The organism is Sulfitobacter sp. HGT1, assembly GCF_013282155.1.
Lineage (GTDB): Bacteria > Pseudomonadota > Alphaproteobacteria > Rhodobacterales > Rhodobacteraceae > Sulfitobacter.
The window spans coordinates 411,293-434,044 of the sequence record NZ_BLWI01000001.1 but is presented as its reverse complement, the minus strand read 5'-3'; the positions used below and the strand labels follow the sequence as shown (position 1 = coordinate 434,044).

The following is a 22,752-nucleotide window of genomic DNA, read 5'->3' as shown; positions in this document are numbered from 1 at the left end:
CATACATGTCAGTTTGCAAACCCAAAGAAATTGGGCACGAAAGTGCTGATGCCGGGGATGGTAATCACCAGCAGCAGCACAATGAGCTCCGCCAGAAGCAGCGGGATAATGGCGCGGGACAGCGCTTCGATGCGCAGTTGGCCGACCGTGGCTATGACAAACAAAACCGGACCGATCGGCGGCGTGACCATGCCGATGGTCAGGTTCAGCACCAGCATCATGCCGAATTGCAGCGGGTCTATGCCGGCCGAATAGGCAATAGGGCCAAGGATTGGCGTCAGAACGATCAGGGCGGGCAGCGTGTCGATGAACAGGCCGCACACCAGCGCAAATCCGGCCAGAATAAAAAGGATCACCAGCTTGTTGTCGGACATCTGGGTGATCGTCTGTGCCAGCGCCTGCGGGATTTGCAGATATGTCAGCAACCACGCAAAGATCGATGCCATGGCGATAATCAGAAAGACCGAAGACGTCACAATGGCGGCGCGTGCAAATGCGTCGTAAAGCCCGCGCAAGGTGAACGCCCGCAAGACAGCACCCAGAAAAAGCGCATAGGCAGACGCGACGGCACCCGCTTCGGTCGGGGTGAAGATACCGAACAGGATGCCGCCCAGAATGATGCCCGGCATCACAAGCGCAGGCAGCGCCGCAAAACCCGCGCTGCGCAGTTCACTGAAACTGGCCCGTGTGTCGCGACCGCGATAGCCGTTGCGGGTGGATACGATGTGGTTTGCGACCGCCAGCGAGGCCCCCAACAGCAACCCCGGCACAATGCCCGCCAGAAAAAGCCCGGCAACCGTGACGCCCTTGGTCGAAATCGCAAAAATCACAGCGAGAATGGATGGCGGTATGATCGGCCCGATGGTTGCAGTCGCCGCTGACAATGCACCGGCATAGTTTTTCTCGTAACCCGCCTCTCGCATCATGCGCATCACGATGGCAGACGGCCCCGCCGCATCGGCCAGCGCCGACCCGCTGATCCCCGCAAACATGATCGAGACAAGAATATTCACATGGCCAAGGCCGCCGCGCAGATGACCGACCAGCGCATTTGCAAAACGCAGCAAGGCGGTCGTGAGACCACAGGCCGTCATCAGCTCTGAGGTCAGGATAAAGAATGGCACGGCCATCAATGGAAAGCTGTCGATACCGGCAAACATCCGTTGCGCGGCGATCAACGGGTTCAGGCTGCCATCCACATAGATCGCGACAAGACCGGCAAGCCCCATCGTAAAGGCAACGGGCACGCTTAGGATAAGGCAGCCGAAAAACAGCAGGATCAGGGTTTTCGCCATGATTATTGCCCGTCCGTATCGGCCATATGGCCGGCATCGAATTCAAAGTCTTGCGCAACAAAACGCCGGGCAAAAAAGCAAAGCTGGATCAGGAACAAGGCGCAACCGACGGGGATTGCCAGATACGGAATGCCGCGCGAAATGCCGGTCGCCATTGTCTCTTTGTTCCAGCCGAACTGGACGAATTGAATGCCCAGCCAGCAGACCAGGGCCATGAACAAAAACATAACCACGACGACAGCCCAACGCAGGATCAGGGCCAATCGCGGGGGAAGCAAATCAGGAAGGGTGCCGATGGCAACAAGCCGGCCCTCGCGCAACGCAAGGCCTGCACCGCTGAACGCCGCAAGGATCATCAGGTGGCGGGCCGCCTCCTCTACCCATGCAAAGGAAGATCCAAAGCCGTAGCGCCCGATGACGTTGACGAAAACCATTGCAAAGGTGACCGCCAAAAGCCCGGCAACCAAGGCGCGGTTAATCGCAACGATGTATGATTCTATCTGGCGCAAGAACGCTCCTCCCAAAGCTTTTTCCATCTAGCTTTCGCAAACTGGCATACGGTATGCCAGTTGTAAAGTGCCATATTGTATGCCAGTATTTTTGCAGCTAAAGCTAAGTCAGGGAGAGCAGCATGAAATCATTTGACCGGCCCAAGTCGTTAACCGAACTGGTGACTGAAACCCTGCGCGAGTGGATCATTTCGGGGGAGTTGGACTTAGGCAGCCAATTGTCAGAGGCGCGCGTCGCCAAGGAGCTGGACGTGAGCCGGACCCCCGTCCGCGAGGCCATCAACCGGTTGGAGATGGAGGGAATGCTGGTCGTCGAGCCGCAGCGCGGCACCTATGTATTCAACCTCGAAGCGGATGAATTGGCCAAGCTGTGTGATGCACGTGTGTGCCTTGAGACAAATGCGTTAACCACTGCCATCCACGCAAAGCCCGAGGCGCTACATGCGCGTTTGTCGGACTGTGTGAACCGGATGAAAGCCGCGCGCGACAAGGGCGATGACAGCGCATATCTCGCGCTTGATACGGAATTCCATCAACATTTCTTTGACTGCTCGGACAACCGGTTCCTTGATGAAGCATACCAGACAATCGCGCAAAAAATGGCCGCTGTTCGCAACAGGTTGGGACGCCATCCAGAGCATATGGCCAAGTCCTTTAGGGAGCATGGCGTGTTGGTCCAAGCCGTTGCAGACCGTGACCTTGATACTGCGATCGCGACGCTTCGGTCCCATATCGACCGCAAAGAAGGGTCATACTGGGAAATCGTGACAAAGCCCGCAGCAGAGCAGACATAAGCTGACCATCAGTGGATAGCCGAGCAGACAGCGGAGCCCATCGGTGGTGGTGGCTCCGGACACGGATATTTACGTCTCTACCGCCAAGGGACCGCCCTTTGGCAAGTCATTGCAATTGTTAATTCTAAGCATAATACTGGCCAGGCTTTACAACTCAAAGTGGCGCAGCAGGTTAAGATCGATGGGAACAAAATGTCTTCCTCAGATGAAAACAGACTTGGTATCGTTAAACATCGTGACATCTATGATCTAGTTCAGGGGTTTATAGGTCTGCTTTCGCCCGACGGCACTGTCCTGGATGCGAATAAAAGCGCGCTTGATTTGATCGGTGTGCAGCTTGATGACGTTGTGGGCCTTAAATTTTGGACCACTCCATGGTGGCGCGTCTGTCAAAAATCACGCCTCGCGCTAAAGGATGCCATCCGGCGGGGCGCATCCGGTCAACCGTCGCACTTCGAAGCGCGGGTTGGTGACAAAAATGGCGAAATTGTCGACATCAACTTTTCACTCACCCCCATCATCAACAAAGCCGGCGTTGTGGTTTCCCTGGTACCTGAAGGGCATGATATTACAGCAAGAAAACAGGCGAAAACTGCGCTTCAGGAAAGCGAAGCCCGTCTGCACCTGGCCTATGACGCTGCCGAAATGGGAACATGGGACTGGGATTTCGCGGAGGACTACCTGCACTGGAGCGACCGGCAATTTGAACTGTTTGGAATGCCAAAAAAAAGCAGGCATTTGCGTCTCGAAGATGCGCTGACAACCGTCCACCCCGACGATCGTGAACGTGTAAAGACCGCAGTTGCGATGTCGGCTGAAAACGACCTGCCGTTTCGCGAAGAGTTCCGCGTGGTTCACAACACCGGAGAGGTTCGCTGGCTTGTCGGTCAGGGGAACATCCTGCACCATAGTGAAAGCGGCAGACCTAAATCATTGATCGGGGTGAACTACGACATCACCGAACGAAAGCGTCTGGAGATAAAGCTCGCCCAATCCAATTCAGAGCTGGAGGCACGCGTTGCCGACCGCAGCCGCGCATTGGAAGAGGAAATGCGCGAGCGTCAAAAGGTTGAAGGGGCGCTTGCCCACTCGCAGCGCTTTGAATTGATCGGGCAACTCGCGGGCGGTGTGGCGCATGACTTTAACAACTTTCTAGCCGTTATCGGTGGCAATCTCGAGCTTGCGGCGATGCGCACGGCAGACAAAAGGATCGTTGAGCTGATCAATGAGGCGATGGAAGCCGTCGAGGCCGGCGCAAGTCTCAACCGGCGTTTGCTGTCCTTTGCGCGAGAGCACGTTCTTGAGCCTGTGGCACTGGCCGTCAATGACCGGATCACAAAGACCAGACCGCTATTGGAACGAACCCTTGGCGCAAATATCGAGTTGGTCACGGAGCTTGAACCAGACCTGTGGCAGACAACGGCCGATTCCGGAGAGTTTGACAGCGCAATTTTGAACCTTGCCCTTAACGCGCGCGATGCAATGGCGTCTGGGGGCAAGCTGCGCATCTCTACGCGAAATCTGACCCTGAGCGACCAAGATGCAAAGTTCATCCCAGATGCACACCCCCACGAGTATATCGAGATTTCGGTTTCCGACACCGGCGTGGGCATGTCAGCCGATGTGAAAGAAAAAGCAATCACGCCCTATTTTACCACCAAAGAAGAGGGCAAAGGCAGCGGCTTGGGGCTCAGCTCGGTGTACGGTTTTGCCGCGCAGTCCAGTGGTTTTGTCAGGATCGACAGCAGCCAGGGGATCGGCACCACAGTTGCGATCTGGCTGCCGCGCGCGTCTTCCCCCGCAACGGCGAGCAAGGTGGAGACGTCGGTAAACAATCTGCCGCTGGGGCAGCGTGAATTGATCCTGTTGGTCGAAGATGACGACCGGCTCCGCAGAATTACGCATAAACGTTTGGTCGAACTGGGCTATGAGGTGATCGAGGCATCGACAGCCACACAAGCAATCGGGCACCTCGAGGGCAACGCCCCCGTGACCTTGGTGTTTAGTGACATCAAGATGCCCGGGGGCATGTCGGGCTATGATTTGGCAAGATGGGTGCTTGAGAACCGCGCCGGTACGGGGGTTTTGCTCACCTCCGGCTACAATGATTTCGCCAAAGAAGGCCTGCAAGATGTCGAACTGCTGGCCAAGCCTTATACCTTGCCAAAACTGGCCGACGCGCTGCGTGACGCAGTGGCGCAGGTCAACGCCCCCTAGCGCGTGGAATAGCCCCAGATCTGCTCGTGAGGCGAAGCAGACCTGGGGCGTCGTTTTGTCAGCCGGGCTGGTAGGCTTCGCGCAGATCCTTTTTCAGGACCTTGCCGATTTCGCTGCGCGGCAGATCGTCCAGCAAAACGATGTTCGACAAGCGCTGCGTTTTCCCCAGCTTGGCGTTGGCGAATTCAAGCACCTGTTGGGCATCCGCAGTGGCCCCCGCACGCAGCACGACAAAACCAAGCGGCGTCTCGCCCCAGGCATCGCTGGGGATGGCGATGACAGCCGCATCGGCGACATCCCCATGCTGGCGCAAGACGGCCTCAAGATCGGCAGCATAGATGTTGAAGCCCCCCGAGATGATCATGTCTTTCTTGCGGTCCATCAGATGCACAAACCCGTCTTCATCAATCCGGCCCATATCGCCAGACCGGATAAAGTGATTGCCGTGCGCGTCGGTCCAAAGCAGTTCTCGGGTTTTCTCCGGCGCGTTATGATAGTTCCGCATCATCGACGCAGACCGGCCGATCAATTCGCCAAAGGATCCTTTGGGCAATTCCTTGCCCTGATCGTCGATCACCCGCATGTCGACGCCTTCGCCCAAGCGCCCGACCGTGTCCCATTTGTCGGGGAATGCTTCGCAATTCAGCGCGGTGGAAATACCGCCTTCGGTCATGCCGTACACTTCGATCAGGTTGCCGGGCCAGCGTTCCATCACCTGTGCGATCAAGGTGCTGGGCAACGGGGCCGAGGTCGAGAATTTGCACCGATAGCTGGTCAGATCAAAGTCATCGAACGTTGGCTCTGCCATCAGGCGCATCAGTTGTACCGGTACCAGAACCGCGTGGGTCGGCTTTAGATCAGCGCTGAGTTTCAGAAACCCTGCGGCGTTGAACTTTGGCATCACGATCAAAGTCGCGCCCAAAGACAGGGTCGGCAGCATCCCGAACAGCGTGGTGTTGGAATAGATCGGCGTCGAGATCACCAGACGGTCGGCCCCGGTCAGGCCGAAGTTGGTAATTCTGTTCAACTGGCGCGACCGAAAGCGGTGGTCGTGAATGATGCCTTTGGGTGTTCCCGTGGTGCCCGACGAATAGATGATGTTGAACAGATCATCGGGATTCACTTGCGCTGGCTTAGCAGGGGCCGCATCCGCCGCCCATGCCATCAACCCGTCCAGATCGACACTCTGTTTCACAGGCAGACCGCGCCCGATATCGGCCTGCGTCGATGACACAAACAGCAGGTCCGCGTTGCTGTCGGCCATCATCAGCGCCAGCGCGTCGGGTGTGGCGGAAAACGGCAGCGGCACGATACAGGCACCGCTGGCCACCACCGCGCAATACAGCACAACATGCTCGACCGAATTTTCAGACAGCGACGCAACCGTATCGCCCTGCCCCACACCCTGGGCCACAAGCTGCCCCGTGACCTGCGCCACCATCGCCCCGAATTCGGCCCAGCTAATGGTCCGGTCCCCGACGATCAAAGCGGGTTTTTCACCGTGTGTTGCCGCATTTTCCTGAAGCGCGGCCCCGAAATTCAGGAGCTTTTCACCATCAACGACGGGTGGATTGAAATGCATCATACGGTCCTCAATTCATCGACATGGGAAGGATAAGCGAGATGGCCGGGATCATCACCAAAAGCGCCAGAACAACGATATCGATTGCCAGAAAACGCCACAGACCTGCGAAAATCTCGCCGATCTCGACCTTTCCTTCCAGCACGCTTGCCAGCACAAAGACGTTCAGCCCGACCGGAGGGGTGATCAACCCGATCTCGAGCAGTTTGACGATCACCACCCCGAACCAGATCAGGTTCATGTCAAAGCTTTCGACCATCGGGATCATCAAAGGCAAGGTCAGAACCATGATCCCTACCGGGTCAAGGAACATCCCCAGCACCAGATAGATCAGGCAAACAAGAGCGATGAACATCCAGGGCCCGATGCTTGAATCCCCCAAAGCCGAGACAAGGCTGTTGGACAATCCGGTCAAGGCGATCAGCGACACAAAGATCTTCGCACAAGCCGCGATAAAGAAGATCGCGCCCGTGGTGGCCATCGTCTCGCGCAGCATCGGTATGATGTCCTTTACCTTGATAAAGCCCCGCACCATCCCAAGAAGCGTGGCAAACAGCAGCGACAGGGCCGCGGCTTCGGTTGCGGTAAAGATGCCGCCATAGATACCGCCGATAACGACAGTGAAAAGCAGCACAGCCGGCCATGACCGCAATGCCGCCCGGACTTTCTCTTTCATCGAAAAGACCTGATCGGGCACGGGTGCAATTTCGGGCGAACGACGCACCCAAAGCACAATCACCAAAGCATAGCCAAGCATCGACAAAACGCCCGGCAGGAAGCCCGCCATAAACAATTCGCTGATCGAGCTTTCTGTGAAAATGCCGTAGATGATGAACAAGACCGACGGCGGGATAAGCGACCCCAGCGTGCCGCCCGCCGCCACACATGCAGTGGCAAGACGCGGGTCATAATTGAGCTTCAGCATTTCGGGGGTGCAGATCCGCCCCATGGTGGACGCGCAGGCAATGGACGACCCCGAAATCGCTGAAAATCCGCCGCAGCCTGCGACAGACGCGATCGCGACCCCGCCGGGCAAACGCACCAGCCAGACACGCGCGGCCTCGTAAATCTCGGTGGTGATGCCCGCTTTGTACGCCACGTGACCCAATGCGATGAACAAGGGGATCATCGACAGGTCATAGCTGTGGACCAGATCGAAACTGGACGAAAACGCGAGCGACAAGGTTGTCCACATCGCGCGCTCTGGCATGAATGTGCCGGTGCGCGTTGCGAATACGATAAAGATTGCCACGACGGCGACGCCGCCAATGGCATAGGCAATCGGAATGCGTATTGCCAAAAGGAGAAGCACAATCGCACATGCGATATAGCCGATGGTTGCCGGATCCATAATGGTAATTCCTTAAAGTTCTGCCGGTGCCGGCGTACCCGTCACTGCGGCTTTCAGATCGACCCAAAGCACGTGGATCAATCGCAACCAGAATGCGCCAATCGCCAGCACGAACAGGGCGCGGCTTGGCCATTTCGGAAGCAAAAGCTCTCCGCCGTAATGCGCACCGCTTGCGAAATTCTTGGCCAGTTCGAACCAGCCGGCGGACAGAAGGATTGTCACGATGGTCAGACCGATGACGGTGGCCAGCACGGCAATCCAGCGGTTGACCCCGTCGGGGAAGTGATTGGCGATGAATTCTACGGCGACATGCGCGCGTTTCGCCGTGGCTGCGGCCAGCGGAAACAGGATCGCAGGTACCATCAGCTCGCGGACCATGATGATGCTGTCGGGGATGCCGACCATCAGGAATTCGCGGGCGATAATGTTGGCTGTAATAAGCAAGCAAAGCAGCACCACGGCCACCGCTGCAAGCGTATCGAGCGTAAACTCAAGACGTTTCAACATGATGTTCTCCAGTGGAGTATGGATAAACGCTGCCCTGCCCCCCAAAGGGACAGGGCAATCGTCACGCGACCGTGCAGACGATCATTAACGCTTCCAAGGCAGACCTTCGGTCTCCATGACCAGTGTCCACTTGTCCATCAGCCCGTAAAGTTCGGCCAAAAGCGCCTTACCATCGGTGCCAACTGCTTCGGCGTCAGCGTACCAGTTGTCAAACATCGGCGCACCGGCCACGTCCATCGCATCATAGTCGGCATCCGACAGTTTCACGAAATCAACAGCATCGTCGCCCGTCGAAAGGGTCACAAGCGCCTTTGCATCGGCTTCTTCCAGCTTTTCGCCGTAGAAATCCATCATGTCCGGACCGATCCCCAGGATCGCTTCTTGCTGTTCGGGCGTCAGGCGCTCGAAAGTGTCCTTGTTGATGACCGTACCCAGGCTGGTAATCGTCGAATAGCGCAGTTCGGTCATCGTATCGATTTCTTCGTTCAGCTTCGATGCGACAGCGTAATACGCATAGGTAACCGAGCAATCGACAAGGCCGGTTTCCATGGATTGGTAAACATCATAAATCGGCATGCTCACCATATTGCCACCCAATGCGGCAAGCACGTCACCGGACGAACCGGTATGGGCAATCTTGGCCCCCTTGATATCCTCGATCGACCGGATGCCATCGCCGCGACAGGCCAGAATGGCCGGCGACAAGGAAAACGGCGCAAGATAGACAAGGTTCATCTCGTCAAGGCGCTCTTGAATGCGTTCATTGGTCGTGAACAATTCATAGACGGCCTGCATCATCACCCAAGGGTGACCGGGCTTGTTCAAAAGCAGACCCGCCATTTGCAGCTCGGGGAATTCCGAGGCGACATAGGCCCCGATCAGCACGCCCATGTCGGCAACACCAACCGAAATCGACTGAAGCGCGGCATTCGTCTTGAACAGGGCTCCGCCCCAGTTCTGCTCGACCTTCACTTCGCCATTTGTGCGCTCGGCGATCTGATCTGCGATGTAGTTCACGGCCTCGGCGCGCACGCCGCGGTTCGGGCCAGGTTCGTTTGCGATCAGCGTCGTTTCCGCGTGGGCCGCCATGGCCAAAACCGAAACTGATGCAGCCATTACGGCCCCTAGAATAGATTTCTTCATAGTCTCTCCTCCCTTATGTTGCGGGTATGATGTCACCCGACTTGTATTAAATATTAAATAGCATGGTAACTATTATCTAGCAATCTATTTATTCGGACGCCTCCCAGCAAAGCCCGCTAAATAGTGTCAGTAGGTGCTAAGCGTTTTGTCCAGTCGCTGGCGTGCCGCATCAAATTCACGCTTGAGCCGGGCGACCATTTCCGACGTTGGTACCACATCCGAAACCGCGCCAATGCCCTGACCCGACCCCCAGATCTCTTTCCAGCTTTTGGGTTTTTCGCGATCTTCGGCAAAGTTCATTTTGGACGGGTCGGACTGTTCCAACGCATCCGGATTCATCCCCGCTGCCGCGATTGACGGTTTCAGATAGTTGCCCCAAACGCCGGTAAACAGGTTTGAATAAACGATGTCGTCGGCACCGCTCTCGGCGATCATCCGTTTGTAGCCCTCAGCCGCATTCGCCTCATCCGTGGCGATAAAGGCCGAACCTGCATAGCCGCCGTCCGCCCCCATCGCGAGCGCTGCCAGAATGGAATCACCCCGTGCAATCGCACCGGACAGAAACAAGGGGCCATCGAACCAGCTGCGGATTTCTTGAACCAACGCAAAAGGCGACAGCGCACCGGCATGGCCACCGGCACCGGCAGCCACAGCGACCAGACCGTCGGCCCCTTTTTCGATGGCTTTATGGGCAAAGCGGTTGTTGATCACATCGTGCAACACAACACCACCGGCGGAATGTGCGGCCTCGTTGACCTCGACCCGCGCCCCAAGCGAGGTGATCCAAACCGGCACTTCGTGCTTCACGCAAATCTCGATGTCACGATCGAGCCTGCTGTTGGACTTATGAACGATCTGGTTCACGGCATAAGGTGCGGCAGGGGAATCCGGGTTCTCCTGGTTGTGGCGGTCCAGCGCCTCTTTGATCTGCGTCAGCCAGGCATCCAGACTGTGCCCGTCCTTTTCGCGCGCATTCAGCGCAGGAAAAGACCCGACAATGCCCGCCTTGCATTGCGCGATGACAAGATCGGGGTTCGAGATGATGAACAAGGGGCTCGCAATCAGCGGCAGCCGCAGGTTTTGTAGAATTGCAGGCAAAGTCATGAGGTTTCTCCCTTATGTGATTTACGTCACCGCGCCGCCACTAAAGAGCGCGTCGATTTCATCGGCAGCCAATCCCAAATCCGTCAGGATGGCGCGGCTGTCGGCACCGGGGGCGGGCGGCGTTGTGGGCAACGGGGTGTTGGCATCGGTGAAACGCGGCGCAGGCATCGGCTGCACCACCCCTTCCGAGAATATCCCGCGGGCTTGGTTGTGCGGATGGCCGGGGGCTTCGGCCGGGCTTAGAACCGGGGCGAAACACGCATCGGTATCTTGCAACAGGGCAACCCAATGATCGCGGGGCTGGCTTTTGAAAACCTCGGTCAGCCGGGCACGCATCGCAGGCCAGGTGCCCCGATCCGCGCGGTCGCCCATTTCCTGCGCCGTCAGGCCAAGCCGGTCCAGCAACACCGCCCAGAACTGCGGCTCAAGGGCACCGATGGTCACCCATCCGCCATCCGCACATTCATAGACGCCATACCAAGGCACGCCGCCATCCAACGCATTGGACGCACGTTCATCACGCCACAGCCCCATGGCGCGGCGGCTGTAAATCATGCTCATCAGCGCGGCGGTGCCGTCAACAATCGCCGCATCAACAACGTCGCCCGAACCGGTTCTTGCGGCCTTAAGCAGCCCCGTCACCATACCAAAGGCCAGAAACATGCCACCGCCGCCGAAATCACCCAAAAGGTTCAACGGAAAGCTCGGCGCACGGCCGGCTTCGCCAGAGGCCCAAAGCGCACCAGACAGGGCGATGTAATTCAGATCGTGACCAGCAGTTTTGGAGACCGGCCCCTCCTGCCCCCAGCCAGTCATCCGACCATAGACCAGACGCGGATTGCGGGCGCGGCAAACGTCAGGGCCAAGGCCCAAACGTTCCATCACGCCGGGCCGGAACCCTTCGATCAACCCGTCTGCCGTTTCGACCAGACGCAAGGCCAGATCGACAGCACCGGGTGTCTTCATGTTCAGCGCGATGGACTTGCGCCCACGGGCAAGGAAATCCAGCTCGTGCGCGCCTTGCCCTGTCGGGGATCCGGCATTGGGGCGTTCAATCCTGATCACTTCGGCCCCCATGTCAGCAAGCATCATGCCCGCAAAGGGACCGGGACCGATGCCGGCGAATTCAATAATGCGCAGCCCCGCCAGCGGGGGTGCGGATGCCTCTTGCTGCATCTCACGGGTCCTTTCAGGAATATTTAACCAAGCGCGGGAAACCCGCTGCTTGTTTTTATCGCTTGCTCAAGCCGCGCCGCAGATTGTTGCGCATCTTGCGCAGCACCTTGAGGGTCGTCTCAAGCTCGGCTTCCGAGATGCCTTCGTTTGCGATCTCGTCCACCTCAAAAATGGTGCGGGTCATAATCTTGACCAGCGACTTTGCTTGGGGCGTTGCGTAGACACGGTTGGACCTGCGATCTTCGGGGTCTGCACGGCGCTCGACATAGCCGCGCGCCTCGAGCCGGTCGATCAGCTTGGAGGTGGTAACCGTTGCCACCTCGAGCCGTTCGGCCAGTTCAGACTGACGCAAGCCGTTCTCGCGCACCAGATGCACCATAACCCAGCCTTGCGACATGGTCATGTCATGGGGCTTCAACATCGAGTCGAACAAGATCGCACGAAAACGCGCGATATCCTGATAAATAGGATTGTTATCCTCGCTCAACGAAGTCTGTTTGTGCACTGGTGTCGCAACTTCTTCCAAGCTCAGCATACCCTTCTGTCTATCGGCGTCCAAAGTCCGTACGCCAGTCTAGTGCTTTTGACCGCTCTCGCCAACCAAATCAAATCGGATCCCACGTAAACACATCGCTGGACCGGTCAAGATCGTAAAAATCGGCCTTCATCGCTGGCAAGGCATGATCACGCACTGTCTCTGGTGTCCAGCCCTCTGACCGGTGCACCGACCGGATCGGACGTGGCTGGGACATCAGGAAAATCTCGTTGTTGCGGATGCAAAAGATCTGACCTGTCGTGTCACAGGTCGGGTCGGCCAATGCCACACAAAGCGGTGCGATCTTGGCTGGTGTCATTTCCTTGATGCGCTCGACACGGGCTTTTTCAGCGTCGGTCTTGGCCTGAATGGTGCCAATCAGGCGCGACCATGCAAAGGGCGCGATACAGTTGGACCGCACGTTAAAGCGCGACATATCCAGCGCCAGTGATTTCGACAGCCCGACGATCCCCATCTTGGCGGCGGAATAGTTGGCCTGCCCAAAGTTCCCGATCAAACCGGAGGTCGAGGTAAAGTTGATAAAGCAGCCCGACGCCTGCATCTTGAACTGCGCAGCCACGGCATGGGCCATGTTAAAGCTGCCCTTGAGGTGAACCGAGATCACCGAATCCCAATCGTCTTCGGTCATCTTGTGAAAGATCACGTCGCGCAGGATGCCTGCGTTGTTGACGATCACATCGATCCCGCCAAACACATCCATCGACTGTTCAACCATGGCTTTTGCATCTTCGGGCTTTGCCACGTTGCCAAAATTGGTCACCGCTTCGCCGCCTGCCGCGATGATTTCATTCACGACCTCTTGCGCCGGGGTCGCATCCGCGCCTGCGCCATCCGATGCCGCACCCAAATCGTTTACGACAACTTTTGCACCATGGCTGGCCATCATAAGCGCAATATCACGGCCGATGCCACGACCTGCCCCGGTTACGATGACTGACTTACCTTCCAACATACCTGTCTCCTCCAGATGATTTATGGCAGTTATAATTAGCTTGATTATAATATGCAAGCTAATTAGACTTTCCTCATACCGTCAAAGTTTTTGACCCACGACATGAGGGAGGAACCACACGATGTTCAAGCGCACCGTATTCAATGAAGACCACGAGATGTTCCGCGACCAGGTCCGGCGCTTCGTCGCCGAGGAAATCACACCGCACCACGCGCAGTGGGAAAAAGATGGCCGTGTCAGCCGCGACGCCTGGCGCAAGGCCGGGGAAAACGGTCTTTTGTGCGCGGCGATGCCCGAAGAATATGGCGGGGCCGGTGCCGACTTCCTTTTCTCGATGGTGGTGATGGAAGAACTGGCCGCCGCTGGTGCGATGGGGCCTGGGTTTTCTCTGCATTCCGACATCGTGGCCCCCTATATCCTGCATTACGGCAGCGACGCGGTGAAGCACGAATGGCTCCCCAAGATGGCCGCAGGCGAGGCGATCGGTGCCATCGCCATGACCGAACCGGCTGCCGGATCGGATGTGCAAGGCATCAAAACCACCGCGATCCGTGACGGCGATGATTACGTCATCAACGGCCAAAAGGTGTTCATTACCAACGGCGGCAATTGCGATATTCTGGTCCTTGCCTGCAAGACCGATCCGACACTTGGCGCAAAGGGCACGTCGCTGCTGCTGGTTCCCGCTGATACGCCGGGCTTTCGCAAGGGCAGCCAACTGTTGGAAAAAATCGGCTGGAAGGCGCAGGACACCGCTGAACTGTTCTTTGACAACGTCCGCGTCCCCGCAACCAACCTGCTGGGGGCCGAAGGACGTGGTTTTTACCAACTGATGGAGCAGCTTCCCCAGGAACGTCTGTTGCAATGCGTCCGCGCCACCGCAGCACTTGAGGCCGCGCTGCAATGGACCATCGACCACGTCACCGAACGCAAGGCCTTCGGCAAAACCATCGCCGATTTCCAGAACACGCGGTTCAAACTGGCCGAGATCAAAGCCCAATCGGTCTTGATGCGCGTGTTCACCGATAAATGCCTTGAACTGCATGTGGCGGGGGAACTGGACGCCGTTGATGCCGCGATGGGCAAGATGCTGACCTCGGAAACCCTGTGCCGCTGTCTTGACGACTTGCTGCAAATGTTCGGCGGCTATGGCTATATGTGGGAATATCCGATTGCCCGCGCATGGGCCGATGCCCGCGTTGGCCGCATCGCCGGTGGGACCGGCGAAGTGATGCGCGAGATCATCGGGCGTTCGGTGCTTGGAGGACGGAAATGATCCGTTACCCCGATTTCATACGCAAATACGCGTATCAACGCCCCAACTGGCGCGCCACCCATTTCGAGGGCCGCGATTACAGCTGGGCACAGATGAACCGCCGCGTGCATGCCATTGCCTGGCAGTTGGAAAAGCTGGGCGTCAGGCCGGGTGACCGTGTTGCCTATCTGGGTCTGAACTCGCATTGGATCGTCGAGATGTACGTGGTTCCGTCGATGATCGGCGCGATTTCGGTGCCGATCAATCACCGTCTGTCGGTCGAGGAAATGGTCGGCGTGATCGGCGATGCGAGCCCCGCCATCTTGATCTTCGACCGTCATTTCCGTGAACAAGCCGCTGACCTGTTGGCGCTATGCCCGTCGCTGCACACGCTGATCCTTGCCGACTGGGATCAACCGGCCGACGATCTGCCCGACGGCACGCTGCACTATGACACCCTGATCGCCGAGGCCCCCGAAGTCGCCGACGATGCCTTTGACGAGAGTGCCAGCCGGTCTGACGACACGATGATCCTGTTCTATACGTCAGGCACCACGGGTCAGCCCAAAGGCGTCATGCTCAGCCATTCGAACTTTCTCGTGAATGCCACCGGATCGGGCCATCTGTATGGCTACCGGCAGGATGATGTTTTGCTGCTGTCGGGGCCGTTGTTCCACCTTGGCACGGGCAGCCGTGTGTTCACGGCGCTGGCTTACGGCACCACGATGGTCGTGCAACCGAAATTCGAAGTCGTCGATACCCTGCGCATGATCGAAGCGCAAAAGATCACCACGATGACCATGGTCCCGACCATGCTGAACATGGTGATGAACCATCCGCGCTTCCCCGAGTTTGATTTTTCGTCGATCCGCGTGCTGACATATGGGGCGTCCCCGATGCCCGTCACCTTGATGGAGCGCGCGATTGCAGCCATTCCGGGCATCACCTTTTGTCAGGGCTATGGGCTGACCGAAACATCGCCAGTCCTGTCGGTTCTTGAACCGGCGGATCATATTCCGGGCAATCCGATGCTGGACAAGCTCAGCACCGTGGGCCGCCCGATTCTCTATTCGGATTTGCGCATTGTGGATGCCGACGACACCCCCGTGCCTGTCGGAATGCCCGGCGAAATTGTGGTGCGCGGGCCGCAGGTGATGAACGGCTATTGGAACCGCCCCGAAGAAACCGCCCATGCCATGCGCGGCGGGTTTTTCCACACGGGCGATGCGGGCGTGATGGACGCAGACGGCTATCTGACCATCGCAGGCCGCACCAAGGAAATGATCATCTCGGGCGGTGAAAACGTCTATCCGATCGAGACTGAAAACGCGCTGAGCAAACACCCAGCAGTCGCGCAGGCCGCCGTTTTCGGTGTGCCGCATGCGAAATGGGGTGAAATGGTCTATGCCGCCGTCGCCCTGCACGATGGCAAGACCGCAACCGAAGCCGAGCTGATCGCCTTTTGTCGCGACCGCATCGCCCATTACAAGGCCCCGCGCGGCATGACCATCTGGCAAGGGCAACTGCCCCTGTCCGCGACCAACAAGCTCGATAAAATGACGATCAAGGCACAGGTTCTGCAAAGCCTGGGGTCCGAAGACACAAAGGAAGCTGCGACATGACCGACGCTTTGCAAATCACCCGCGATGGCGGCGTCGTGACGCTGACCATGAACGAACCCGCCTCTCGGAACGCCTTGTCTGACGCAATGCGCGAAGGTCTGTCCAGCGCCGTGCAGGACCTGTCGGTCGATGCCGATCTTCAGGCCGTCATTCTGACCGGAACAGGCGGCGTATTCTGCGCCGGCGGTGACCTGAAAAAGATGCTGGCCAACCACAAGGCCGGGCTGGTGACAGGGGCCGAAGACATCCTGCCCCGGATGAAATATCTGCATCGCTGGATCACGCTGCTGCGCGACTTGCAGGTGCCTGTCATCGTCGCGGTCGATGGCCCTGCCTATGGCGCGGGTCTGGGTCTGGCGCTGACCGGCGACATTATTCTGGCGTCCGAGAGGGCGAGCTTCAATGCGTCCTTCTGCAAGGTCGGGGCGGTGCCGGATGGCAACCTGTTCTATTCGTTGCCGCGGATGATCGGCCTGCAACGGGCGCGTGAATTGTTCTACACGGGCCGCACCGTTCACGCAGAAGAAGCCCAACGTCTGGGCATCTGCATGGAAGTGCTTGCCGCAGATGACCTTTTGCCCCGTGCCCAAGCGATTGCGCGGATGATGTGCGACACCTCGCGCACCGCCTTTGCGATGACCAAGGCGATTTCGGCACGGTCGATGGAACTGGACAGCAACGCGTTGCTTGAGCTTGAAGCACAGGCGCAAGCCATTTGCCTGTCGAGCAGCTATCACAAAGACGCAATCGACCGCTTTACCAAGAAGCAGGCCCCACGCTTTGACTTCCGCTAAGCGGTGCATGTGAGACGCATTAGGGCCACGGATTTCCCCGTGGCCCTAATGCAGAAGTTGTTTATCGGTTCGCAAAGGTTCCTGTTCGGGTCAGCCGTTCAGGTCAGAACCCCGTCCCGTTCCAGCGCATCAATCTGCGCTGCATCCAGCCCCAGATAGTCTGCCAAAATCTGACGGTTATCCCGCCCGTATTCCGGTGCCGCGCGCCCTGTCTTGGCGGGCGTCAGACCCAGTTGAAAACGGCAGGCCTCGTGATGGGCCGGCGTGCCATCGGTTCTCGGCAAGGTCTGGAAATGCCCCCAAGCGCCAAGCTGCGCATCGGCTGCCAAATCCGCAGGCGACGCGACAACATGCGCCGCCACACCCCGCCCTTGGAGGCGCAACTCCACCGCCTCGGGGGGTTGACCCCGACACCAATCGGCAAGGATCGTGTCAATCTCCGCCTCGACCGCGCGGCGGCCTTCCAGCGTCTCGAACGCCGGATCAGCCAGCGCCGCCAGCCCGGTTTCGTCACGCAGGGCGATCCATGCGGCGTCTGATGTGGCAGATACGGCAACCCATGCAGTTTCGCCCTCGGGCGCGATGCAGGGGTAGACTTCGTTCGGGACGCAGTGCGGATCGCGGTTGCCATCCGCAACCGGCACCCGTCCGGTCGCGGCATAATCGGCAAAGGCTTCGGCAATGAACTGCATCCCCGCCTCGGCCTGGCTGACATCCAACTGCCTGCCCCTGCCTGTCAGGCGCTTCACCTCCAAGGCTGCCAGCAAAACGGGAAGGGCCAGACGCGGGGCCACGAAATCGGTGTAGGGTCCGTAGGGGCCAATCGGGGCCGATACATCGCGACCGGCAAGCACCTGAAGCCCCGACATTGCGGCACCGATATTGCCGAAACCCGCCAAGGCAGACCAAGGCCCCGACTGCCCCATCAGCGATGTCGACAGCATGACCAAGCCCGGATTGTCCCGGGACAAGGTGTCGTAATCCAACCCCCATTTGTCCATCTGACCGGGGGCAAAGCTTTCGACCAACACGTCGGCTTTTCCCGCCAGTTCCTTGACCAACGCCCGCCCTGCATCCTGGGACAGGTCAAGCGTCAGACCCGACTTTCCTGCATTGCAGTTTTCATACAACCCCGACCGGTTCAGATCGCGCACCCCTTCGGGATAAGGGCCGGTCAAACGCGCAACTTCGGGTTTGCGGGCGCTTTCGACACGGATCACCTGCGCGCCGAAATCAGCCAGATTGCGCCCAATCATCGGGCCTGCGACCACCCAGGACAAATCCAGGACGGTGATATTTTCAAGGGGCCGCACGACTTTGGTCACCGTGCGGGCCACGGCAAAGGGTCTGACGGCATCACGATTGGCAAGCCAACCTGCCTCGACCTCTGCACCGCCCTCGCCCAGACCAGGTGCGGGGCGCAGCGGGGCAAACCCTTCGTCAAAGCCAAGCGCAAGTTTTCCCGGCAAGGACAACGCGCCGACCTGTTGCAAAAAGCCGCGCGCCTTGCCGTGGGGGCTGCTGGCCAGATCCGCGACGGTCATGATGGGGGCCAGCATCAGACGGTGCTGCAACGCCATCTCGACGGCTTCAAGCTTGGTCATGGTGGCAAGGAAATCGGCGACCTCCGTGCGGGCCTGCTCCATTTCCTCGTCCGTGATTTCATCGTTTTCGATCTTGGGAGGAAGCGTGACCCAATCCCACGCGGCGAATTTGGGCGAACAGGCCCCGCGCGCGGCCATCAGCGTAAACAGCGCATTGGTGAACCGCCCCGCCGCCGGACCAAGGGCAAGGTGCATCTCAACGATCCCGTCCTTGACCGGCCATTTCGACCGCTGCGTTCGTGACCCCGACCCTGACAGGTCAAGCTCGCGCTTCTTCTTTGATTTCACCTCGGCGCGGAAGACGTAATTGGGGTGACCGATCACCGACGCCATCGACAAACTCAGGGTGCATTGCGTGGCCGACGCCTGTGCGCTGGTCACGACCCGCTGGCCCTGCCCGCCGCGCCTGCGCGCCTCAAGCGCGACCATGATCCCGCAAAGCGCATCTGCCGCCGCATGATGATAGGCTTGCGGCAGGGTCACGCGGGTCGGGATACCGGCCTGACTTTCGGTTGGCTTAAGCGGCCCGCCCGCAGCCCAAAGCGTGAGATCGCTATCGGCATAGCCCGCTTTCGGCCCGTCCAGACCAAAGGGCGTCACGATGGAATGCACCACACCGGCGTTGGCCTGCAAAAGCGCATCCGTGTCCAAGAATACGTCCCGCCCGGGCACTCCGCTTTCCAGAACCACATCGGCAACAGCCGCAAGCGCCATCAGCCGCGCGGGGTCGCTGTCACGGTCCAACACCAGCGACCGCCGCCCTGCGCCATAGGCGGCCCAGAACAAGGACGCCCCGTCCGTGTCAAATGGGGCCATGGCGCGGGCAGTCGACCCTGTGGCGGGTTCAACCTGAAGCACATCCGCGCCCATGCACGCCAGCATCCGCCCCGTCAAAACGCCGCGCTGGTCGGTCAGATCCAGAACCCGCAGGCCCGCAAGCACCCCTTTATCCATCAATAAACGCCTCCATCCGTGTAGGCATGGGGTTCAGGATAGCACCGCCATCCACAGGGATCACAGTGCCGGTAATATATCCCGCCCTGTCCGAGCATAGAAAATCACACAGATCAGCCACGTCTTGCGTTGCCCCCATGCGGCGCAGCGGAATGGACTGTATCTTGGCCTCCAGCGACGCGGCATCGGGCATCAATCGTTTGACGCCTTCGGTGTCGCCAATCGGCCCCGGCACGATGGAATTCACCCGCACACCATGAGGGCCCCATTCCAGCGCAAGGGTTCGTGTGAGCATGTCCACGCCTGCCTTGGCCGCGCAAACATGGGCCTGCCCGATCATCGCGACACTGGCCTGACCGGCAGACAGGTTGATCACCGCGGCCCCCGGTTTGCGCAGATGAGGCCACGCGGCGTGCATGACGTGATGGGTGCCCAGAACGTCAATCTCCAGCACCGCGCGAAACCCGTTCGACGAAATATCCGCCGCCCTTGCGACAAAGTTTCCGGCAGCACCGGACACCAGAATGTCGATCAGTCCAAAGGCATCAACACATTGGCCAACCGCATCCGATACCGCGTCAGCGCTGCGCACATCAGCCGAACAGCCCTGCGCCTCTGCCCCCAAGCCACGCAACTCGGCAACCGCCGCGTCGACCTTGGCCGGATCGCGCGAAAAGACAAAGACCTTGGCCCCTGCCCGCGCGAAATGCCTCGCGATGCCCAGATTGATGCCACTGGTGCCGCCCGATACGCAAACCGTCTTTCCGGCAAAGCTCACCACTGGTCCTCCGTCGTCAGAACCGCCGTTGACGCCGCCGAGAACATCCCCCCGACCCCGTGTACCAAAGACAACTTTGCGTCTTTGACCTGCGCTGGCGACACGCCGCGCATCTGCCGCACGCTTTCTTGCAAGGCGAACATCCCGTACATGCCAGAGTGCATATAAGACAACCCGCCGCCATTGGTGTTCAACGGCAATGCGCCACCCGGGCGGGTATGACCCTCGGCGATGAAAGCCCCGCCTTCGCCCGGTTTGACAAAGCCAAGATCCTCAAGCCCGTAGATCGGGAGATGCGCAAAGGCGTCATAGATCATCAGGTGATCGACATCCGAATGGGTGATGCCCGCACTCTCGAACGCCATCTTGCCAGAGACGCGGAAGGCCTTGGAGGACGAAAAGCTTTCCATCTGCGAGATCATCGGCCCTTCGGCGCTTTCGCCGCCCATGCCGCGTAGGTAAACCGGTTTGGTCGGGAAATCCTTGGCCCGTTCCGCGCTGGTCAGGATCAACGCGCCGCCGCCATCGCTGACCAGACAACACATCAGTTTGCGGAACGGATATGCGATCATTTTAGAGTTCAGAACATCATCGACCGTAAGCGGGTCATGTGCCGTTGCGCGCGGGTGAAGTGCGGCCCATTCGCGTTGCACCACGGCGACCATCGCGATTTGTTCCACGGTCAGACCATCGTCTTTCATCTTGCGCATCACCGGAAGCGTGAAGCGTGATGGCGGGAACAGCGGGCCGTAGATCGATTCAAATTCCTGCTGCTGCATCGACGGGAACAGCGGGCGATGGCTGCGATTGTTAGACCGCCCGCTTTCGCCGTGGGTGATCAGAACCGTCTTGCACAGCCCCGTTTCAATCGCCGCCGCCGCATGGCGCACCAGCGTGATAAAGGAACAGCCCCCCACCGATGTGCCATCATACCACGTGGGCGTGATGCCAAGGTATTGAATGATTTCGGCCACGTCATGACCAGCGGTCGCAACGCCGTCGATATCCGCAAGGGTCAAACCGCAATCGGCCAGGGCATTCAGCGCAGCATCGGCATGCAGGCCGGTCTGGCTAAGTTCGGGGACCTTGCCCATGCGCGTGGTTTCGGCGGCACCGACGATGGCTATGGATGCACGGGTCATGCGACACCTCCTGCGGGCTTGAACTGGGGAATGGCAACATCGCCGCGCTGCTCGAAGGTGACCTCGAGCGGCATATCAAGAACCAGCGCCTCGGGGTCGGCGGGGCAGTCCAGAACATTCGCGACCATTTTCACGCCTTCGTCCAGCATGACGACAGCGACGGTAAAGGGGGGCTCGTAGCCGGGGGCAGGCAGGTGGTTGATGATATAGGAATACAGCCGGCCCTTGCCGCTGGCCTGCTTGATTTCAACATCGCGATTGCCGCAAACCGGGCAAAACGGGCGCGGCGGAAAATACGCCTTGTCACAGGACGGGCAGCTGTTCAGCAACAGCTTGCCCTCTTTTGCACCGTTCCAGTAGAATTCCGTTTCTGGATAAATGGTCGGCAGGGGCCGGTCAGCCATCATCTCTCTCCTTGATTTCAAACGATTTTCGGATCAGCCAAGCCGCGCCAGGCCGTTATTCAGAACAACGATATCCCGCTCCACCACACGGGCGCGGAAACTGACGGCATTGCCGTCGCGCCACATCTCGGTGCGGATGGTTTCGCCGGGATAAACGGGGGACGAGAACCGCAATTGCAGATGCGTTAGCGCTGCAAAATCACCGTCCGCCAAGGCTTCGGTGATCGACCATGATGCAACGCCAAGCGTACAAAGCCCGTGCAGGATCGGGCGGTCGAACCCGGCTTGCCGTGCAATTTCAGGGTCCGCGTGCAGCGGGTTCATGTCCCCCGACAAGCGGTACACCAGCGCTGCATTTTCGGGCGTCCGGAAATCAAAGGTGGCATCCGGCGCGGTTTCGGGCATGGGATGGACCGGACGAACGGTATCGTCTGACCCGCCAAACCCGCCATCGCCCCGCGCAAAGGAGGTGCTGACGATCCTTGCGATCTTGGCACCTGTGGCCTTGTCGCTGACGATACGTTCGGAATAGATCAGCGCACCCTTGCCCGCCCCTTTGTCCACAATGCCGGTGATCCGCGTTTCCCCCAGCAGCACACCGGACGCAGGCAGCGGCGCGTATAATGTCAGGCTTTGCTCTCCGTGAAGGATTTTCTGCCACGTCAGGCCGGTGCTGGGGTCCATCGCCCAGAAACCCGGATAGGCCAAGACGTTGACCATGGCAGGCAAAGCGCCGAACCCCGGCGCGTTTTCATAGGTCGCACGCAGATGCGACGCGGACAGCGGATCGGTTCCAAGGCCCAGACCCAGCGCATAAAGGATCGTATCCTTTTGCGTATAGGCATGTTCGGTAACAGGGAACGTGCGCCCCATAAGAGCGTCATAGTCAATCATTACAAGTCCTCCTCTTGCATTGTGATTTTATGTAGCTTGATAATGATTTGCAAGCTAATTAATTCACGCAAAAGGATTGCTTGGCACTGGCTTCGGTTACACCACCCCCCGGTGGCCTA

At 58.8% G+C, this 22,752-nt stretch carries 20 protein-coding genes; 5 read left to right on the top strand and 15 right to left on the bottom strand.

Annotation, left to right across the window (positions count from 1 at the left end):
- Window positions 1–8: 8 nt before the first annotated feature.
- A complete protein-coding gene (locus tag HGT1_RS02050) occupies window positions 9–1,295 on the bottom strand; it encodes a TRAP transporter large permease (RefSeq protein WP_176248304.1) in 1,287 nt (428 codons plus the stop codon).
- A 2-nt stretch (window positions 1,296–1,297) separates the two neighbouring features.
- Entirely contained in the window at window positions 1,298–1,804 is a 507-nt protein-coding gene (locus HGT1_RS02045; protein WP_176248303.1) for a TRAP transporter small permease, read from the bottom strand.
- 122 nt (window positions 1,805–1,926) lie between these two features.
- Here HGT1_RS02045 and HGT1_RS02040 point away from each other — a divergent pair, with 122 nt between their 5' ends.
- Complete coding sequence (locus tag HGT1_RS02040) at window positions 1,927–2,598, top strand: GntR family transcriptional regulator (RefSeq protein WP_176248302.1); 672 nt, start codon at window positions 1,927–1,929, stop codon at window positions 2,596–2,598.
- A 192-nt stretch (window positions 2,599–2,790) separates the two neighbouring features.
- A complete protein-coding gene (locus HGT1_RS02035; protein WP_176248301.1) occupies window positions 2,791–4,815 on the top strand; it encodes a PAS domain-containing protein in 2,025 nt (674 codons plus the stop codon).
- Window positions 4,816–4,873: 58 nt separating this feature from the next.
- Here the strand turns inward: HGT1_RS02035 and HGT1_RS02030 are convergent, their stop codons facing one another.
- From HGT1_RS02030 to HGT1_RS01995, 8 genes are all read right to left on the bottom strand, one after another.
- The gene (locus HGT1_RS02030; protein WP_176248300.1) at window positions 4,874–6,400 is read right to left on the bottom strand and encodes a class I adenylate-forming enzyme family protein; all 1,527 of its coding nucleotides are present in this window, start codon (window positions 6,398–6,400) and stop codon (window positions 4,874–4,876) included.
- Between the two features lie 7 nt (window positions 6,401–6,407).
- A complete protein-coding gene (locus tag HGT1_RS02025) occupies window positions 6,408–7,748 on the bottom strand; it encodes a TRAP transporter large permease (RefSeq protein WP_176248299.1) in 1,341 nt (446 codons plus the stop codon).
- Window positions 7,749–7,760: 12 nt separating this feature from the next.
- Complete coding sequence (locus tag HGT1_RS02020) at window positions 7,761–8,255, bottom strand: TRAP transporter small permease (protein WP_176248298.1); 495 nt, start codon at window positions 8,253–8,255, stop codon at window positions 7,761–7,763.
- A gap of 84 nt (window positions 8,256–8,339) precedes the next feature.
- Window positions 8,340–9,371 carry a C4-dicarboxylate TRAP transporter substrate-binding protein gene (locus HGT1_RS02015; RefSeq protein ID WP_176248297.1) on the bottom strand — a complete coding sequence of 344 codons (1,032 nt, stop codon included), beginning with the start codon at window positions 9,369–9,371 and terminating at the stop codon, window positions 8,340–8,342.
- Window positions 9,372–9,524: 153 nt separating this feature from the next.
- Complete coding sequence (locus tag HGT1_RS02010) at window positions 9,525–10,502, bottom strand: nitronate monooxygenase family protein (protein WP_176248296.1); 978 nt, start codon at window positions 10,500–10,502, stop codon at window positions 9,525–9,527.
- Between the two features lie 21 nt (window positions 10,503–10,523).
- Complete coding sequence (locus HGT1_RS02005; RefSeq protein WP_176248295.1) at window positions 10,524–11,678, bottom strand: CaiB/BaiF CoA-transferase family protein; 1,155 nt, start codon at window positions 11,676–11,678, stop codon at window positions 10,524–10,526.
- 55 nt (window positions 11,679–11,733) lie between these two features.
- Complete coding sequence (locus HGT1_RS02000; RefSeq protein ID WP_176248294.1) at window positions 11,734–12,213, bottom strand: MarR family winged helix-turn-helix transcriptional regulator; 480 nt, start codon at window positions 12,211–12,213, stop codon at window positions 11,734–11,736.
- Between the two features lie 70 nt (window positions 12,214–12,283).
- Complete coding sequence (locus HGT1_RS01995; RefSeq protein WP_176248293.1) at window positions 12,284–13,186, bottom strand: SDR family NAD(P)-dependent oxidoreductase; 903 nt, start codon at window positions 13,184–13,186, stop codon at window positions 12,284–12,286.
- A 121-nt stretch (window positions 13,187–13,307) separates the two neighbouring features.
- On the opposite strand from HGT1_RS01995, the gene HGT1_RS01990 reads away from it, so the two are divergent.
- From HGT1_RS01990 to HGT1_RS01980, 3 genes are read left to right on the top strand one after another with little or no spacing between them, the layout of a single operon-like run.
- Window positions 13,308–14,462 carry an acyl-CoA dehydrogenase family protein gene (locus HGT1_RS01990; protein ID WP_176248292.1) on the top strand — a complete coding sequence of 385 codons (1,155 nt, stop codon included), beginning with the start codon at window positions 13,308–13,310 and terminating at the stop codon, window positions 14,460–14,462.
- Entirely contained in the window at window positions 14,459–16,063 is a 1,605-nt protein-coding gene (locus HGT1_RS01985) for a long-chain-fatty-acid--CoA ligase (protein ID WP_176248291.1), read from the top strand. The genes HGT1_RS01990 and HGT1_RS01985 overlap by 4 nt, the downstream gene beginning before the upstream one ends.
- Complete coding sequence (locus HGT1_RS01980) at window positions 16,060–16,857, top strand: enoyl-CoA hydratase/isomerase family protein (protein ID WP_176248290.1); 798 nt, start codon at window positions 16,060–16,062, stop codon at window positions 16,855–16,857. The genes HGT1_RS01985 and HGT1_RS01980 overlap by 4 nt, the downstream gene beginning before the upstream one ends.
- A gap of 98 nt (window positions 16,858–16,955) precedes the next feature.
- Here HGT1_RS01980 and HGT1_RS18210 read toward each other — a convergent pair whose 3' ends face one another.
- From HGT1_RS18210 to HGT1_RS01955, 5 genes are read right to left on the bottom strand one after another with little or no spacing between them, the layout of a single operon-like run.
- On the bottom strand, window positions 16,956–19,415 hold the full coding sequence (locus tag HGT1_RS18210; protein ID WP_217902961.1) for a CoA transferase: 2,460 nt from the start codon (window positions 19,413–19,415) through the stop codon (window positions 16,956–16,958).
- The gene (locus HGT1_RS01970) at window positions 19,408–20,193 is read right to left on the bottom strand and encodes an SDR family oxidoreductase (protein ID WP_176248289.1); all 786 of its coding nucleotides are present in this window, start codon (window positions 20,191–20,193) and stop codon (window positions 19,408–19,410) included. The genes HGT1_RS18210 and HGT1_RS01970 overlap by 8 nt, the downstream gene beginning before the upstream one ends.
- Entirely contained in the window at window positions 20,190–21,335 is a 1,146-nt protein-coding gene (locus HGT1_RS01965; protein WP_176248288.1) for a thiolase, read from the bottom strand. Before HGT1_RS01965 ends, HGT1_RS01970 begins: the two co-directional genes overlap by 4 nt.
- Window positions 21,332–21,739 carry a Zn-ribbon domain-containing OB-fold protein gene (locus tag HGT1_RS01960; RefSeq protein WP_255200059.1) on the bottom strand — a complete coding sequence of 136 codons (408 nt, stop codon included), beginning with the start codon at window positions 21,737–21,739 and terminating at the stop codon, window positions 21,332–21,334. Before HGT1_RS01960 ends, HGT1_RS01965 begins: the two co-directional genes overlap by 4 nt.
- 33 nt (window positions 21,740–21,772) lie before the next feature.
- Complete coding sequence (locus HGT1_RS01955; RefSeq protein ID WP_176248286.1) at window positions 21,773–22,633, bottom strand: MaoC family dehydratase; 861 nt, start codon at window positions 22,631–22,633, stop codon at window positions 21,773–21,775.
- Window positions 22,634–22,752 lie beyond the last annotated feature (119 nt).

Excerpts from the sequence above, each read along its gene's own strand:
- HGT1_RS02015 (WP_176248297.1), bottom strand. The coding sequence starts at position 9,371 with ATGGCTGCATCAGTTTCGGTTTTGGCCATGGCGGCCCACGCGGAAACG.
- HGT1_RS01980 (WP_176248290.1), top strand. The coding sequence starts at position 16,060 with ATGACCGACGCTTTGCAAATCACCCGCGATGGCGGCGTCGTGACGCTG.
- HGT1_RS02000 (WP_176248294.1), bottom strand. The coding sequence starts at position 12,213 with ATGCTGAGCTTGGAAGAAGTTGCGACACCAGTGCACAAACAGACTTCG.
- HGT1_RS01965 (WP_176248288.1), bottom strand. The coding sequence starts at position 21,335 with ATGACCCGTGCATCCATAGCCATCGTCGGTGCCGCCGAAACCACGCGC.
- HGT1_RS01985 (WP_176248291.1), top strand. The coding sequence starts at position 14,459 with ATGATCCGTTACCCCGATTTCATACGCAAATACGCGTATCAACGCCCC.
- HGT1_RS01955 (WP_176248286.1), bottom strand. The coding sequence starts at position 22,633 with ATGATTGACTATGACGCTCTTATGGGGCGCACGTTCCCTGTTACCGAA.
- HGT1_RS01990 (WP_176248292.1), top strand. The coding sequence starts at position 13,308 with ATGTTCAAGCGCACCGTATTCAATGAAGACCACGAGATGTTCCGCGAC.
- HGT1_RS02020 (WP_176248298.1), bottom strand. The coding sequence starts at position 8,255 with ATGTTGAAACGTCTTGAGTTTACGCTCGATACGCTTGCAGCGGTGGCC.
- HGT1_RS02035 (WP_176248301.1), top strand. The coding sequence starts at position 2,791 with ATGTCTTCCTCAGATGAAAACAGACTTGGTATCGTTAAACATCGTGAC.
- HGT1_RS02040 (WP_176248302.1), top strand. The coding sequence starts at position 1,927 with ATGAAATCATTTGACCGGCCCAAGTCGTTAACCGAACTGGTGACTGAA.
- HGT1_RS02025 (WP_176248299.1), bottom strand. The coding sequence starts at position 7,748 with ATGGATCCGGCAACCATCGGCTATATCGCATGTGCGATTGTGCTTCTC.
- HGT1_RS02050 (WP_176248304.1), bottom strand. The coding sequence starts at position 1,295 with ATGGCGAAAACCCTGATCCTGCTGTTTTTCGGCTGCCTTATCCTAAGC.
- HGT1_RS02010 (WP_176248296.1), bottom strand. The coding sequence starts at position 10,502 with ATGACTTTGCCTGCAATTCTACAAAACCTGCGGCTGCCGCTGATTGCG.
- HGT1_RS01995 (WP_176248293.1), bottom strand. The coding sequence starts at position 13,186 with ATGTTGGAAGGTAAGTCAGTCATCGTAACCGGGGCAGGTCGTGGCATC.
- HGT1_RS01960 (WP_255200059.1), bottom strand. The coding sequence starts at position 21,739 with ATGGCTGACCGGCCCCTGCCGACCATTTATCCAGAAACGGAATTCTAC.
- HGT1_RS18210 (WP_217902961.1), bottom strand. The coding sequence starts at position 19,415 with ATGGATAAAGGGGTGCTTGCGGGCCTGCGGGTTCTGGATCTGACCGAC.
- HGT1_RS02030 (WP_176248300.1), bottom strand. The coding sequence starts at position 6,400 with ATGATGCATTTCAATCCACCCGTCGTTGATGGTGAAAAGCTCCTGAAT.
- HGT1_RS02005 (WP_176248295.1), bottom strand. The coding sequence starts at position 11,678 with ATGCAGCAAGAGGCATCCGCACCCCCGCTGGCGGGGCTGCGCATTATT.